12 protein-coding genes and 1 tRNA gene are annotated in these 14,118 nt (G+C 36.1%); 6 read left to right on the top strand and 7 right to left on the bottom strand.

Translation table 11 applies throughout. The features are described 5' to 3' along the window. Positions 1 to 22: 22 nt before the first annotated feature. On the top strand, positions 23 to 1,318 hold the full coding sequence (tyrS, locus tag M030_RS0119725; protein ID WP_027374982.1) for a tyrosine--tRNA ligase: 1,296 nt from the start codon (positions 23 to 25) through the stop codon (positions 1,316 to 1,318). Between the two features lie 196 nt (positions 1,319 to 1,514). Here the strand turns inward: tyrS and M030_RS0119720 are convergent, their stop codons facing one another. After that, complete coding sequence (locus tag M030_RS0119720) at positions 1,515 to 2,021, bottom strand: outer membrane protein (RefSeq protein WP_027374981.1); 507 nt, start codon at positions 2,019 to 2,021, stop codon at positions 1,515 to 1,517. A gap of 150 nt (positions 2,022 to 2,171) precedes the next feature. Further along, positions 2,172 to 3,218 carry a fatty acid desaturase gene (locus tag M030_RS0119715; RefSeq protein WP_034733660.1) on the bottom strand — a complete coding sequence of 349 codons (1,047 nt, stop codon included), beginning with the start codon at positions 3,216 to 3,218 and terminating at the stop codon, positions 2,172 to 2,174. A gap of 288 nt (positions 3,219 to 3,506) precedes the next feature. On the opposite strand from M030_RS0119715, the gene M030_RS0119710 reads away from it, so the two are divergent. Further along, a complete protein-coding gene (locus M030_RS0119710) occupies positions 3,507 to 5,501 on the top strand; it encodes a sensor histidine kinase (RefSeq protein ID WP_027374979.1) in 1,995 nt (664 codons plus the stop codon). Then, complete coding sequence (locus M030_RS0119705) at positions 5,491 to 6,132, top strand: response regulator (protein WP_027374978.1); 642 nt, start codon at positions 5,491 to 5,493, stop codon at positions 6,130 to 6,132. The genes M030_RS0119710 and M030_RS0119705 overlap by 11 nt, the downstream gene beginning before the upstream one ends. Positions 6,133 to 6,176: 44 nt before the next feature. Here the strand turns inward: M030_RS0119705 and M030_RS0119700 are convergent, their stop codons facing one another. Beyond that, positions 6,177 to 6,611 (bottom strand): hypothetical protein, encoded by a 435-nt coding sequence (locus tag M030_RS0119700; protein ID WP_228375293.1) that lies wholly within the window; start codon positions 6,609 to 6,611, stop codon positions 6,177 to 6,179. Positions 6,612 to 6,860: 249 nt separating this feature from the next. Between M030_RS0119700 and M030_RS0119695 the strand changes: the two genes are divergently transcribed. The 3 genes from M030_RS0119695 (at position 6,861) to M030_RS0119685 (ending at position 9,469) form a co-directional block, all read left to right on the top strand. Further along, positions 6,861 to 7,499 carry an alpha/beta hydrolase gene (locus tag M030_RS0119695; RefSeq protein WP_027374976.1) on the top strand — a complete coding sequence of 213 codons (639 nt, stop codon included), beginning with the start codon at positions 6,861 to 6,863 and terminating at the stop codon, positions 7,497 to 7,499. Between the two features lie 122 nt (positions 7,500 to 7,621). Further along, complete coding sequence (locus M030_RS0119690; protein ID WP_027374975.1) at positions 7,622 to 8,938, top strand: retropepsin-like aspartic protease; 1,317 nt, start codon at positions 7,622 to 7,624, stop codon at positions 8,936 to 8,938. A gap of 3 nt (positions 8,939 to 8,941) precedes the next feature. Beyond that, on the top strand, positions 8,942 to 9,469 hold the full coding sequence (locus M030_RS0119685) for a hypothetical protein (protein ID WP_027374974.1): 528 nt from the start codon (positions 8,942 to 8,944) through the stop codon (positions 9,467 to 9,469). Here M030_RS0119685 and M030_RS0119680 read toward each other — a convergent pair. The 4 genes from M030_RS0119680 to M030_RS0119645 all read right to left on the bottom strand — a co-directional run bounded on the left by M030_RS0119680 (position 9,462) and on the right by M030_RS0119645 (position 14,110). Next, positions 9,462 to 10,502 carry a L,D-transpeptidase gene (locus tag M030_RS0119680; protein ID WP_027374973.1) on the bottom strand — a complete coding sequence of 347 codons (1,041 nt, stop codon included), beginning with the start codon at positions 10,500 to 10,502 and terminating at the stop codon, positions 9,462 to 9,464. The two genes, M030_RS0119685 and M030_RS0119680, sit on opposite strands and share 8 nt — an antisense overlap. A gap of 113 nt (positions 10,503 to 10,615) precedes the next feature. Beyond that, on the bottom strand, positions 10,616 to 11,374 hold the full coding sequence (locus M030_RS0119675; RefSeq protein ID WP_027374972.1) for a response regulator transcription factor: 759 nt from the start codon (positions 11,372 to 11,374) through the stop codon (positions 10,616 to 10,618). A 475-nt stretch (positions 11,375 to 11,849) separates the two neighbouring features. Beyond that, the gene (locus tag M030_RS0119665) at positions 11,850 to 13,049 is read right to left on the bottom strand and encodes an acyltransferase family protein (RefSeq protein ID WP_027374971.1); all 1,200 of its coding nucleotides are present in this window, start codon (positions 13,047 to 13,049) and stop codon (positions 11,850 to 11,852) included. 987 nt (positions 13,050 to 14,036) lie between these two features. After that, positions 14,037 to 14,110, bottom strand: a tRNA-Asp gene (locus M030_RS0119645). Positions 14,111 to 14,118 lie beyond the last annotated feature (8 nt).

Below are 14,118 nucleotides of genomic sequence, written 5' to 3'. Positions count from 1 at the left end.
TAAAATTTTAAAGTAAAAATCAATGAATTCCTTTATAGAAGAACTGAAATGGCGTGGTCTATTTGCCGATATGATGCCCGGAACCGATGAACAACTGAACAAAGAGGTAACTACTGCATATATTGGTTTTGATCCAACGGCCGATTCTTTACATATCGGAAGTCTTATTCAGATAAAAATATTGGCGCACTTCCAGCAGCATGGCCACAAACCTATTGCATTGGTAGGAGGAGCTACAGGAATGATTGGTGATCCATCCGGAAAATCGGCGGAGAGAAACCTTCTGGATGAAGAAACACTTTTACATTATGTGGATTGTTTGAAAAACCAGCTTTCAAAATTTTTAGATTTTGCCGGAAATGGTCCTAATAAGGCTGAATTGGTAAACAATTATGACTGGATGAAAAATATCTCTTTTCTTGATTTTGCAAAAAATGTTGGAAAGAACATCACAGTTAACTACATGATGGCCAAAGATTCTGTAAAGAAAAGATTTTCAGGAGAATCCGGTGCGGATGGAATGAGTTTTACAGAGTTTACCTACCAGCTGATCCAGGGATATGATTTCCTTCATTTATATCAGAACAATAACGTAAAGCTTCAGATGGGAGGCTCTGACCAGTGGGGAAATATTACTACCGGTACAGAATTAATCCGAAGAAAAGCACAGGGAGAAGCTTTTGCACTGACGGTTCCTTTGATCACTAAGGCGGATGGCTCCAAGTTTGGAAAATCTGAAAGCGGAGAAAACTACTGGTTAGATAAAAAGAAAACCTCTCCATACAAATTCTACCAGTTCTGGCTGAATGCAACGGATGAGGATGCTGAAAGATTCATCAAATTCTATACTTTCTTAGGTAAAGAGGAAATTGAAGCTTTAATTGAAGAGCATAAAACAGCTCCGCATGAAAGAAAACTTCAGAAGAAGCTTGCAGAGGAAGTAACGGTTTGGGTACACGGAAGAGAAGAATATGAAAAGGCACTTAAAGCTTCTGAAATTCTTTTCGGGCGATCTACTGCTGAAGATCTTGTAAGCCTTGATGAAGAAACTTTCCTTGAAGTGTTTGACGGCGTTCCACAAAAAGAAGTGGCGAAAGCTGATGTATTGGGAATCAGTATTGTTGATCTTCTTTCTGAAAAATCAGGATTCTTAAAATCGAAGAGTGAGGCACAGAGAGAAATCAAAGGCAATTCAATTTCTGTGAACAAACAAAAGATAAACGACACATTTACAGCAAACGAAACAGATCTTATTGACGGTAAGTTCTTATTGCTTCAGAAAGGTAAAAAAAGTTACTTTATTATTAAAGTTCAATAACTTTAAACAAAAATATTATTTCATAAAAGAGGCTGTCTTTTGAGACAGCCTCTTTTTTATTCCGTTAAAAAAAATAGTGAAAAACTTCAGTACTTTCCTGAGAAATTGTCATTTTTAGTCCTGGCATCAATTTTCATTATTGCAAGTTCTGAAAAGTTTTATTGAAAATATTATTTGTTTACCTTGATTGCCGTATTTAAAATTTATAAGTAAGTCCTGCTTTGCCACCGGAAGCTATTGTTCCACCTCCCAACTCTACATGAAAAGCAAGATTGTTGGTAAAAAAGTATCTTCCGCCTACCTGTCCGGCAAAACCTACGCCTGAAGATTTTCCGTCAAAATCATCGTAGTCTGATCCGTTGTATTTATAGGAAAAAGAGTTATATGCCAGTGTTGCACCTGCATATACGTCCCATTTGTTGGGAATCTTAAGTAATGTATTAAAGTGATAATTTCCATTGATCCCGGCTCCAAACCAACTGCCTTTAATATCACCTGCATATTTCTTAGTAGTATAACTGGCCTGAATACCTACAGAAATATCATTGTGCACTGCATAATCTACTCCTACTGAAACAGGTATTCCCCAATCGTTGGCCACCCCAATATCCACATTGACCTGCGCTTCCCCTTTCTGGATTCTCTGTGCATACATACTACTAAAAATGAATACCATTCCCAGTATAAAAATTCTTTTTTCCATGTAATAATTACGTTTTCTATTATGGTTTCTGCCTCCAAAACTATCATAGATTTTTTGGCATCGCAATCATCAAAAAAAAAGTATTTTTTTCTACCTGCTTTTGGGTAGTTTATTCACCGGATTTTTAAAAATCAATCTGTAAATATTCTCTTATTGCGCCTGTTCCCGGAAACGGTTGGCTCTTTTGAAGGTTCCCAGGTCATTGAAACGCACTCCATATTTCTTCAGCACTTCATGTGACCTTTTCCGGCCGATATGACGTACATAAAAGGTTTCATTCACTACAAAATGATGAATACTATGCGTCCACCCGAAAAAGAAACAAAACAGCTGCATAGGAAAAGTCCACCAAACATTCAATACCTGGGTCTGCTCGATGACATTACCTTCTTCAACATCTCCAAAATAATGCATATTGGAAGTGATAAAATGCAAACAAAACTGTCTCAACAGGTTAGGCAATAGAATGGTGTAAATTATTATATTCAGAGAACTGAGCAGACCATTAATGTAGTATGGCAAACTAACATCTGTCCCCAGCTGAACGTTGATCAGCTTTACTAATAAGTCTGCAAAAAACAGATATAATACAATATGGGCAAAAATGGTCACAGGTATTATACTTAAAAAAGTAATTCTTTTTAAAGCAGCTGAAGTTTCCTCTTTAAGATTGCCGCTTGCCACTTCCCTGTCCATATCCTTATGCATGTGATGGAGGCGAAGCAGACCTCCAAATACAATGTCAGGGGTCATCAGCAATCGCTTAACGGACCATCGTTCTCCATTGGTTACACTCCGCTCTTCCACATCATGCAATGTTCCTGAGAATTTATGGTGATGGTAATGCAATGTACGCCTGATCCAGGGGTTAACAGTTAACGGACGTAAAATCCATACTGTAAAAAGCATACAATGATGCACCGCTTTCTGTTTTCTGAAATAAAGCCAATGAATAAGATCGTGCTCTATTTCATGAAGGATCCCCATAAAAAAAGCATTAATGATAATCATAAGCCATGTTGGAACAACAGCTTGGGACCAACTGACTGAAGTACTAATAATCGCTGCGATTGAGACTAAAAAAATACCCAATCCAATACTATCCTGCTTTTTCAACAAAGGATATCTTTCTTTGAGTTGCTGATAGGACTGATTAATCTCCTTCCTGATCAGGCTGGTTTTTTCCTGATGTTTCACTATGCTGTGATTTTAAATACGAAATTAATAATTTCAAAAATATAAATCTATATAAATGAAAATTATTAAAACAAACACATCAAAATATTAATATTATTTTCATCTGTATCACATCAGGACTGATGATCAAGTAAAGATTTTTAATTTAATGCTCTCATAGCACGGCTGGTCATTCCGCCCATTTTTCCCTGTCATTTCTACCCAGTTTTAGGTATTTTTCATCCTTATTATTTTAAGTATATTCACATTTACTAAAAAACTAAACTTTTCATACTGAAATTAAGATCCATGAAACGGTTGCTGTGCATTTTATATATTCTGTTGCATCCTTTATTACAGGGACAAGGACTGTTTCCCCTGAATGAGAAAAAATATATAGACAGTCTGCGATCTTCCGCCAACAATAAGGTAAACAATATTTCCCAGGCCCATACGTACTTCCTGTTATCCGCCTATTATAAAAATACCGATACAATTCTCAGCAGAAATTATCTGGAAAACGGAAAGAAAAGTGGCGGAAACGACCCATTTGTAGCTGCTCTTTACTATTATTATGAGGGGCAATATTACCAGGATGTCAACAAAGAAAAAGCAGCAGAATCCTTTGATAAAGCTATTAAATCTTTATCTCTTTTAAAAAGCAAAAAAGCCGCCCTGTATACTTCCATGAGTTGGTATAACTACGGTATCGTACAAAAAAATAAGGAAGGTTATCCTTTCCTGATTAAAACCATGCTTGAAAAAAGCATTCCTACTGCAGAAAAATACGGAGATACTAAAGTTCTCGGCTTTTTGTACACTCAACTTGCCCTGATGCTTACCTACAATGCCGAATTCGAAAAAGCAAAAAGTTATAATGAAAAAGCGGTTCAGATTCTTGAGAAAAATGCCCCTCACTCCACCGAGCTGTTCTATGCGTACCTCAATACCAGCAGCAATTATTGCTATCAGGCAAAATGCAGTTCGGGAAAACAGTTTCTGAATAAAGCTGGAGAAATGGTTCGCCCTTATCGCGAATCATCTTCAAATACTTTGTACTATTATAACAAAGCCCTGTACTTTATAGGTCTGCAGGAGCATACAGAAGCATTAGAAATGATAGAAAAAGGATTGTCATATGCTAAAAAATACAATCAGAAACTACAGATGCAGATGTTTTACTTCCATAAATATGACATTTTTAAAAAATTAAAGAGATATAAGGAAGCCAAAAATCTATTGGAAGAAATCCTGGCAGAAAAAACGCTCGCCCAGGATCTTAATAACAGAAAAACAATATACAGCCATCTGTCAGGGATCAATGAAATTATGGGAAATCCCGGCCAGGCCTTAGTGTGGGAAAAGAAATATTCAAAGTTAAATGACAGTTTGAATGCAGAAAACGTAAAACTTGAAATCAATAAACTGGAAACTAAATTTAGTGCTCTGGAAAAGGAGAAAAAAATAGCATTTCTGAATGCTGAAAAGAACCAAAAGCAAATGGAGGTCAACAAAAAAGACTCCTATTTATGGGTGCTAAGTCTCATTTTGTTATTCTTTTTAAGTCTTTTAATATTCCTGTTCATTTTGTATAAGAAGAACAAAAAGCTGTCTGAACAAAAAGAAATAAATCTTCAGCAAAAAATAGAAGACATTAAGCAAAAAGAACAATTAGCCCTTACCAAGGCAATTCTGGACGGGGAAGAAAGAGAACGGGAACGCATTGCAAAAGATCTGCATGACGGTCTTGGGGGAATGCTGGCAGGAGTTAAAATCAACCTTTCAACCTGGTCATCCAATCATTTAAATCCGGAGCATGATAAAGATTTTTATAAAATCCTGAATCAATTGGATAATTCTGTAACGGAGCTCAGGCATGTAGCAAGAAACCTGATGCCGGAATCGCTCCTGAAATTCGGATTGGAGACCGCATTGGGTGATCTCTGTGAGTTTTATGCACGTAAAGACCTCGATATTTACTTTCAGCCTATGGATATTGAAAAAAAGCTTCCTTTAAGTATCCAGCTTAATATTTACAGGATTGTACAGGAACTTCTGGCCAATGCGGTAAAACACGCTCAGGCCAGCAGTATTTTGCTGCAATGCTCTCAATCCCGTGAAAGTTTCCTCATCACCATTGAAGATAACGGAAAAGGATTTAATAAAGATATTGAAAAGACTACAAAAAGTCTGGGCCTTAGAAATCTTAATAATCGGGTGAATTATCTGAAAGGGAAAATGGAAGTCAACTCCGATCCTCAAGGAACAACCATTAATATAGAACTTAATATAGATGGAGAATGAAAAAATAAATATTGTCATTGTAGATGACCACCCCATTGTGATTGAAGGATTGAAAATGATGCTGGGCAGCCAATCTTTTTTTAATATTGCTGAAACGTTTACATCGGGCTCAGAAATCATCAGTTTTGTGAAAAATCATAAAGTGGACATCATCCTTTTAGATATTGCCTTACCTGACGGCAATGGTACTGAGCTTTGCAGAGAAATTAAAAAAATATCACCGGAAATCTCAGTGATTATGTTTAGCAACCGCTCTGAGAGAAGCATCATTATGCAATCTATACAAAATGGAGCCAGCGGTTATTTGCTGAAAAATACCTCGATAGATGAACTGGTCATATGCATTAAAGGAGCTCTTTCAGGAAATATTGTATTCTGTAACGAAACCAAGCATATTATCAGCCGGCCACCGTCACAAAATGACTTGCCCATTCCCAGACTCACCAAAAGGGAAAAACAGATTCTGCAAATGGTAGCGCAGGGAAAGACGAGTAATGTCATCGCGGAAGAATTATTTTTAAGTCCGCTTACCGTAGATACTCACCGCAAAAATCTGCTCCAGAAGTTCCAGGCCAAAAACTCAACAGAACTGATCAATCGTGCTATACAACAACGTATGATAGAGGAATAAAAAAACCGCTTATCAGCGGTTTTTATTTTATATACATAGTAAGATTAAGGTTCCAGGAAGCTATAGTCAATTGAAGCAACCAATTCTCCTTGTCCTTTTTTCTTAACTGTTCTCACAACTTCTCCATCAATATAAAGGTTGATAATCAATTCTGAATCCGCAGCCGGTAATTTCGCATTAGCATCCAGATTGAGCTGGGCCTGACTTGAGTTTACAAAGAATTCTCCACTAGACCATGGTGAATTTAAAGGTGTTGTAGGAGTATTAAACATCATACTTTGTGTAGTACCGACTTGTGTGGCGATACCGATAATCTCTCCGCCAGCAGATGTTTTCACTTCAAACTGAACCAAATGGTCTTTATACCCGTCGTCATCGTCATCTTTTTTACAAGAACTGACCACGTTAAATACAGAAAATAATAAAACGAATAAAAGAGAAAGTCTGAGTAAACTTTTTGAATTGTAAAATTGCTTCATTTCTTCAAATAGATTTTTTAATGTTCCAAATATAAGTTTTTTATTAATATAAAAATATTTTTTTTGTAAAATTTTCATTAGAAATTTACAAAAAATATGAAATTAATAAAATTACGAATCAAGACATAAAACCCAATAAAACAGTACATTCAAATAATCATTACATAGACAACACAGGATCATTTGAATTCCATATATGAATAATAAAACTTAAGATTTACAAAATAATTTATTAAGTATATTTGCTGTATGAATTTAGACTATCTAGTAAGAGAACCCGAAAATATTACCCCGAACACTCCTATTCTTTTTATGCTTCATGGCTATGGAAGTAATGAGCAGGACCTTTTCAGTTTCAGAGAAACGCTTCCTGCAGACTGGATTATCATCAGCTTCAGGGCACCAAGAAATACTCAGTTTGAAGGATATTCATGGTATGATATCAATTTTAATGATCCTGAAAGCTTTATTGATTTACCGCAGGCAAAGGAATCTCTGAGTGCAGTATTGGAAAACATCTTAAAAATCATCAATCATTATGGCCTTACCGAAAGCAGAGCTCATTTATGCGGTTTCAGCCAGGGTGGAATATTATGTTATGCTTTAGCTTTACAATATCCTGACCTGTTTAATTATGTGGCTTGTATGAGTGCCTATCCGGAAGAAAAGATTCTTGATCATATTGTGAAGGATAAAAAGAAACTGGAAAAGCTTCGCTTTTTTATCTCCCATGGTACGGATGATGCTGTAATCCCATTGGAATGGGGGCGAAAAGCTGCTGATTTGTTATATGACCTGAGCTGTTATTTCACTTTCAGAGAATATATGAGTGGTCATGGGGTTAATCAGAAAAATTATATGGATTTAATGGAGTTTTTCTCCAAATAACCAAAGATCCTCCATTCAAAAAAACTCAACAAAACATAGCACTTCATTGAAGTTCATACAAACATTCCTGTATTTGGAATGTTTTTTTATTATAATAAAGATAATTTTAGTAAATTCAGTAAATGAAACCAAAGCTTCTTTTGATGAGTTTATTTTTCAGCATTTTCATGTATGCTCAAAACTCATTTGAACTCATTAATGCCAAGAAAGCGGTTATTCCATTTAAATTTATCAACAATCTTATCTTTATTCCCGTCACCGTCAATGGAGCCGAACTTACTTTGCTACTTGATACAGGAGTTGCAGAAACGATTCTCTTCAGTCTGGAAAATAAAGAAATTAACCTAAAAAATGTTGAAAAAATAAAATTTTCGGGTCTTGGAGGAAGTTTAAGTATGGATGGTCTGAAATCTGACCGGAATGTAGTTCGTATCGGAGATGCTATCATCAATACGTCCATGTCGCTCTACATCATTATGAATGAAGAGTTTAATATTTCAGCCCACATAGGAATCCCGGTCAACGGAGTCATCGGTTATCATTTTTTTAAAGATCATCCGGTTGTCATCGATTATATGGCAAAGAAAATAACCGTATATGAAAGCATAGATCTTCTCCAAAAAAAAATCAGAAGGTTTGAAGAATTTCCGATTACTATTGAAAAAAATAAGCCCTATCTCCACGCCGATGTAGAAATGACGAAAGAGAAAAAAGACTCAAAACTACTGATTGATCTCGGGAATAGTGATGCCATATGGCTTTTCCCGGCTCTTATTAAAGATTTCGTGTACAACAGACCCAATATTGAGGATTTTCTGGGACGCGGGTTCAATGGTGACATCTATGGCAAAAGGAGCAGGATTCACAATTTTTATCTGGGAAGTTTTGTATTTGAAAAACCCCTTACCGCAATGCCTGACGAATTTTCTATTCAACATGTGAATTTAGTAGAAGACAGAAAAGGTTCAATTGGCGGGGAAATCATGCGCCGGTTTACTGTTATTTTTGATTATGCCAACAAAAAGTTATATTTGAAAAAAAACAGGAATTTTACCGACCCCTTCCATTTTAATATGAGCGGATTGGATTTCAAGCAGGATGGTTTAGAGTGGCAACCGGACAAGATCAGTGTGGAAACTCAGAATGCAGATGGTGGCAATATCATACACAGGGATGCTATTCAATATAAGTTTTCCTTAAAGCCCATCTTTTCTATTGCCGGAGTACGGAAAGACTCACCTGCCTATGAGGCAGGTTTAAAAAGGGATGACCGTATTATCAGTATTAACGGGAGTAAGACCTCTGAGATGACTTTGGAAAGAATGATTGAACTTATGAAATCCGAGGAAGGGCGAAGTATCAACATGGAAATCCAGCGAAAAAACGAAATACTGACCATCAGGTTTACGTTGGAAGATCCGATTCCTTATCAAGAATAGAATATGAAAACAGAAGAAACAACGTTAGATAAAATAAGAACACGGCCCAGGTTTAAGATGTTTACTCATCTGACAAAAGAAGAGTATGCTGAAAATCTAAAAAAATATCTGGCAGAACATCAAGATGAATTCTCGGGAAATATCAATAAGGAGGTGGCAACAATCAGTGTTGAAACGCCGTATGATAACTATTGGAAACCGCGTCTCTCATTACGGGTAGAGATTGAGGACGAACAAACGGTGATCCGCGGAGTATTTGGTCCCAGTTCAGCGGTGTGGACTTTTTTTATGTTCCTGTATTTTTCTTTTTCTATTTTCTGGATGACATTTTTTACCATGTATTACGTGGAAAAACAAATAAAAAGCGCCGAGTACCCCTGGGCACTGAGCGCTTCTTTTGTCATGTTATTTTTTATTCTTCTTACTTATGCTGCTGCAAGATTTGGGCAACATAAAGGGAAAGATGAGATGCTTAAACTCAGAAAATTTGCTGAAGAATCTACTTTACAGTTTGAAAAGAAAATTACCTAGACAAAGAATCTCCACTTTTATTTTGAACAGCCGGAGCCATTGCTCTTGCTGTTTTAATAGAGTCAGCTACTTTTTCCCTGTTTGCCTGTTCTTTCAACATCTTAGGAACATCCGGTTCTAATAATTTAGTGAGTTCTTCCACTGAAATATTATTGGCATTAGGGTCATCCAAAAGCTTTCTCCAAGGTTTTCTCCCTCCCCATTTGTAATCCCCGAACACCATCACAGCTGTTCCTTTTGCCTTTGTCGTAGCTCCTCCGGGATTAAGGATCCAGGTATCAGCATAGGAATACAGCCATTGGGCATCTTTTCTCAGTAATCTTAAACAAGAATGTGAGGCCGGATATCCCGGAAGCGTATATTCGTGCCATCCGATTCCTCCGATATTGTGAATATTAAAATTATAAGGTAATTTCCATTCTGTGCTTACCGTAGAAATAGACAACTTCTTTTTCCAGTTGGCGAAAGTAAGTCCTCTGGTTGTTTGAGCTGTTTTTTTACCCATACTTGTAGGACCCCATTTTACAAGACTTCCGTTGGAATATACGGCAAAAGCTTGTATAGGATATGAAAAGATGACGAATTTCTTAACACCACTCAGTACATCCAGCTGCATCGGAAATGGTGAGTAGGCCATCAAAGTTGTATCTATTTTAGCCGGAACAACCAAAGTATCGGCATTCCATTTACTCTTGGAGTCCAGCCTGTTTAAAGCGAGAATAGCAGTACGTTCTTCAACGCTGTACTTTTTGCTGAAAGCAGAATATACAGAATCTCTTACCTTCTTGTCTTTAGGAAGGACAAAGGCATTATAGAAACCATTCTCCTGCATTACCGGCGGAACGGATTCTTTTTTTACTGCAGGTACTGAATCTTTTTTTACAGAATCTTTTTCTATTTCGGATACATCAGATCCGGAAACCGTCTCTTTGAATGTATCACTTACCTTTTCTATTTCTTTTTTACATGAAATAAGAAACAGGGTACAAAAGCAGGCAAATAAAATTGTTTTTTTCACAGATATGTTCTTCATAAATAGATCAGGTCATTTAGTTTGGCTACCCAGTACAAATATCAGACCTAAATTTGAATCACAAAAGAGATTATTAAAAATACCGTAAAAAAACGGTAAGAAAAAATAGCGTTTTATAGTAATTTATTCGTTTTAGCGTATCCTAATGCTTCCGCAATATTATTAACTCCAATTTTTTCGAATAGTTTTTTCCGGTGAAATTTCACTGTATCTGCAGTAATAAAAAGTTTCCCGGAAATTTCATTAATTGTCATTCCACTCGCATACAGGCGTAAGATCTCATACTCTCTTGACGACAACCTGATTTTCTCACTTTTCACCCATATATCTTCGGTAAAATCGTACTTCCAGATTATATCAGTTCCCTCTTTACTCAAAACAACGTTTCCTGAAGAGCTACTGTTAGAAAGAGAGACTACACATAATGCCTTCCAGACCTGTCCTTCTGCGGTAAGAAACATGGGGGTAAGCTTATGGTTAACCAGAACAAGGTTTTTTCCACTGTTGATAAGATAAAAATCGTAAGAAATAGAATATAGTTTTCGTTCATCAACAGGGATTGTTTCATAAAATTCAAATCCTGCTTTATTGATTTTGATCAGCATTTCCACATCTTCGGGTTTCACATTCTGAAAATAGAAAGCATATCCCAGTTCCTTTACTTCTTCTGAAGTTTTCCCGCATAGGAAAAGCGGATTTTCAGATACATATTCAAATCCCCTGGTTTGGTAGTTAATGACATATAAACTCTGATATGTAGTCCGGGCAAGAGCTTTTATTCCCTCCAGATAATCTGTGGACTGGCTATAATCAATTTCGGCATTCTTGCTTACTTCATTTTTATCGTTAAAAAACCGGTCAATCTCTTTCATATTCTTTAGTATCATCAAGGCACTACCCCAAAGAGTAGTTTTAAGATCCGTAGTACAAATCTACACAAAAGTGTAGTATTTTTCAAAATGAAGACTTTTACATTTGCAAAGTGCTTTCATGATTGTACTTTCTTTGAAAACACGGAGAAAACTGCTCAATGAGAACTCTGATGCTTTTTAAAAAAAATATTACTCAGAACAGCAGTGCTTTACAATATAATCATAACCATGACATAAAGAAGCTGCACCAACAATTCGGTCTAGCAAAGTTGATTCGTCAATTAAAGTTTTTATCGTAAAATAAACTCAGACAATGATACCTTATCCATACAAAATACTAAGTGATTCCGACCGAATTTACAGCAGCTCAAAAGGATCAGCCTTTTAAATAATACACATTTGTGTTACTAAAAGTCACTGATCTGCACCGTATCACAAAACATTATTTACTGTCTTATGGCAGTAATTTTTTTTATCAGAAGATCTGACCGTCGTCACATGGAGTCACGTTTTTTTTGGTTGTTACCCATTTATCTCTCAGCTGAGTGGTCGGAATTTCAAAATACTTGTATAAAAAGAAAGATAGTATAAAACAAAGGATAAGATATACTGCAAACAAAACATAAGAAGAAGAAATGAAATAATGAAATATATGCTTATGAACAAACATCCGGCCTATAATCCATGTCTGGATAAATGTCAGATTGACAAGGTACATCGAATATGAGATAAGGCTAATACAGGTTACCGGTTTGGAAATGACAGATGGTCCGTCTTTATAAGTGCTCAGTAAGGGCAAAAGCAAGAGCGTTCCGACAGACATCACGCTAAAAGAAAATACAGAAAAAAAGAGGTCCCCTGCGTGAGAAAGCAATTCTATAAAAGACAATTGACTGATCAGGATCAGGACCAGGCCTACATAAAACAGTTTCTTCTTATAGCTATTCCATATTTTTGAATAATAATATTTTATATACGCTCCCAAAACGCCATACATCAGGCTATCCAGTCTTGTGACAACCTGTTTTCTGAAGTTCAGATCCCAGAAATTGAGATCATGGGGAATATCTGATACCGAATAACGGTATAGTCTGAACAAAGTCGTAAAAAGAATAATGAAAATGATAACCAGAAGTACTGATGACCGTACATCCCGTTTCATTAGGCTGATCAAAACATATAGAAAAATAGGAATTAATAAATAAAACCATTCTTCAATACTCAAGCTCCATGCTTCAGCAAAGAATTCAGGATGGGGAAAGGCAAAGTTCTGAATGAAGAGAAAGTATCTGAATTCATGAGTGATGGAAAACCCGGGAGTAAACAGGATATCCAAAATAAGTAAAATAACCAGAACCAAAAAGTAAGCGGGCAACGTTCGGCACCACCTTCTGATCCAGAAATTCAGCAATGCTTTTTTGTCAAAGGATTTGCGGTTTAAAATCTTTATTAATATCCCTCCGATCAAAAAACCGCTTAAAACAAAAAACAGCGTGACCCCATCCAGCATAAAATTCAGTAAAAAATCAGCATAAGGAAGATAATGTAAACCATGAGATATCACGACGAAGCCTATTGCAAAAAAACGCAGTACGTCCAGTCCAAAAATTCTTTCTGAATCTATTTTTATCGTAAATGCACGGAAAATAAGCTCTTTTATTCTGTTGATAAACATCCTGAAAATTCTCTAGCTGCTGTTCTAAACCGCAAAACTAAATTAAAAAAATCACTTATTTCTCTATAATATAAAGAAAATATCAACCAAACACAGCAATTTATATTTAATAATTTGTTAAAGAATTGATGCATAGATTATCTATTATTTTGACAAAATATCATTTTCATGTTATGTCAACAGATTTTTTCCGGGCAGGAAATACATACGGGACGTCCTATTTTGTACAGCCACCTTCAGGAAAAGGATACTTTACCCTTTGAATTCATTATGTAAATAATCAACTGACCTACTAATATCCGCAATCATTTACCAACCAACCTAACAGTTTATTGAAACCTGTTAGGTGTACTTTATCATATGAGATCTCTTCCATCATAACATTCAATGCCAAGCAATAAGTTTTATATCGGTTTTTTTCTACTTCAGATCCAGAAAATTCTATCAGCCGGGATTCTATAGCCCACAATTGAAGTAAAAAATTGTCACTTGACTACAGTGGTAAATCTGTAATAATAAAATATCCAAACCAGCATCCAGGGAATATTCAAGATTAAAAAGAGTACAGTTTCCTGCACGTTGATCTTTCCGTTGGTTATCGCAAAAAAAGAATAAAGGATCACTACTGCCGGTAATAAAAACCAGCACAAACCTGACATTATTCCTTTTTGAAACTGTTTTAAAAGTGACAAAAGACTGCTCAATGAAACCGAACTCAGAAATGTTATCCAAAAAACTACAAAAACATAAGCCAATCCACTCATATCGCAATTTCTTGGACGTTCTTTAACCCTTGGAGTACATATAAAAAGATGATCAGAAAAATAACAGAAATAAGTAGGGAAATGCCCCAAGTCTTAAGAATAGAAAGCAGAATAAATTTTCCTCTCGACATTGATTTTGTTTTAACGACTAAAATATCAATAAATCGTATATATACCAGTTTTGCACCATAAAAAAAGTCTCCTATTTCTAGAAGACTTTTTGCGATCCGGACGGGACTCGAACCCGCGACCTCCGCCGTGACAGGGCGGCATTCTAACCAGCTGAACTACCGGATCAATTTTTT

The sequence above is a fragment of the Chryseobacterium sp. UNC8MFCol genome (assembly GCF_000482305.1).
GTDB classification, from domain to species: domain Bacteria; phylum Bacteroidota; class Bacteroidia; order Flavobacteriales; family Weeksellaceae; genus Chryseobacterium; species Chryseobacterium indologenes.
Note: the sequence above shows the minus strand (reverse complement) of the source record. Positions and strands in the feature narration are given on the sequence as shown.

Excerpts from the sequence above, each read along its gene's own strand:
- M030_RS0119680 (WP_027374973.1), bottom strand. The coding sequence starts at position 10,502 with ATGAAGAACATATCTGTGAAAAAAACAATTTTATTTGCCTGCTTTTGT.
- M030_RS0119705 (WP_027374978.1), top strand. The coding sequence starts at position 5,491 with ATGGAGAATGAAAAAATAAATATTGTCATTGTAGATGACCACCCCATT.
- M030_RS0119700 (WP_228375293.1), bottom strand. The coding sequence starts at position 6,611 with ATGAAGCAATTTTACAATTCAAAAAGTTTACTCAGACTTTCTCTTTTA.
- M030_RS0119710 (WP_027374979.1), top strand. The coding sequence starts at position 3,507 with ATGAAACGGTTGCTGTGCATTTTATATATTCTGTTGCATCCTTTATTA.
- M030_RS0119690 (WP_027374975.1), top strand. The coding sequence starts at position 7,622 with ATGAAACCAAAGCTTCTTTTGATGAGTTTATTTTTCAGCATTTTCATG.
- M030_RS0119695 (WP_027374976.1), top strand. The coding sequence starts at position 6,861 with ATGAATTTAGACTATCTAGTAAGAGAACCCGAAAATATTACCCCGAAC.
- M030_RS0119720 (WP_027374981.1), bottom strand. The coding sequence starts at position 2,021 with ATGGAAAAAAGAATTTTTATACTGGGAATGGTATTCATTTTTAGTAGT.
- M030_RS0119685 (WP_027374974.1), top strand. The coding sequence starts at position 8,942 with ATGAAAACAGAAGAAACAACGTTAGATAAAATAAGAACACGGCCCAGG.
- tyrS (WP_027374982.1), top strand. The coding sequence starts at position 23 with ATGAATTCCTTTATAGAAGAACTGAAATGGCGTGGTCTATTTGCCGAT.
- M030_RS0119665 (WP_027374971.1), bottom strand. The coding sequence starts at position 13,049 with ATGTTTATCAACAGAATAAAAGAGCTTATTTTCCGTGCATTTACGATA.
- M030_RS0119675 (WP_027374972.1), bottom strand. The coding sequence starts at position 11,374 with ATGAAAGAGATTGACCGGTTTTTTAACGATAAAAATGAAGTAAGCAAG.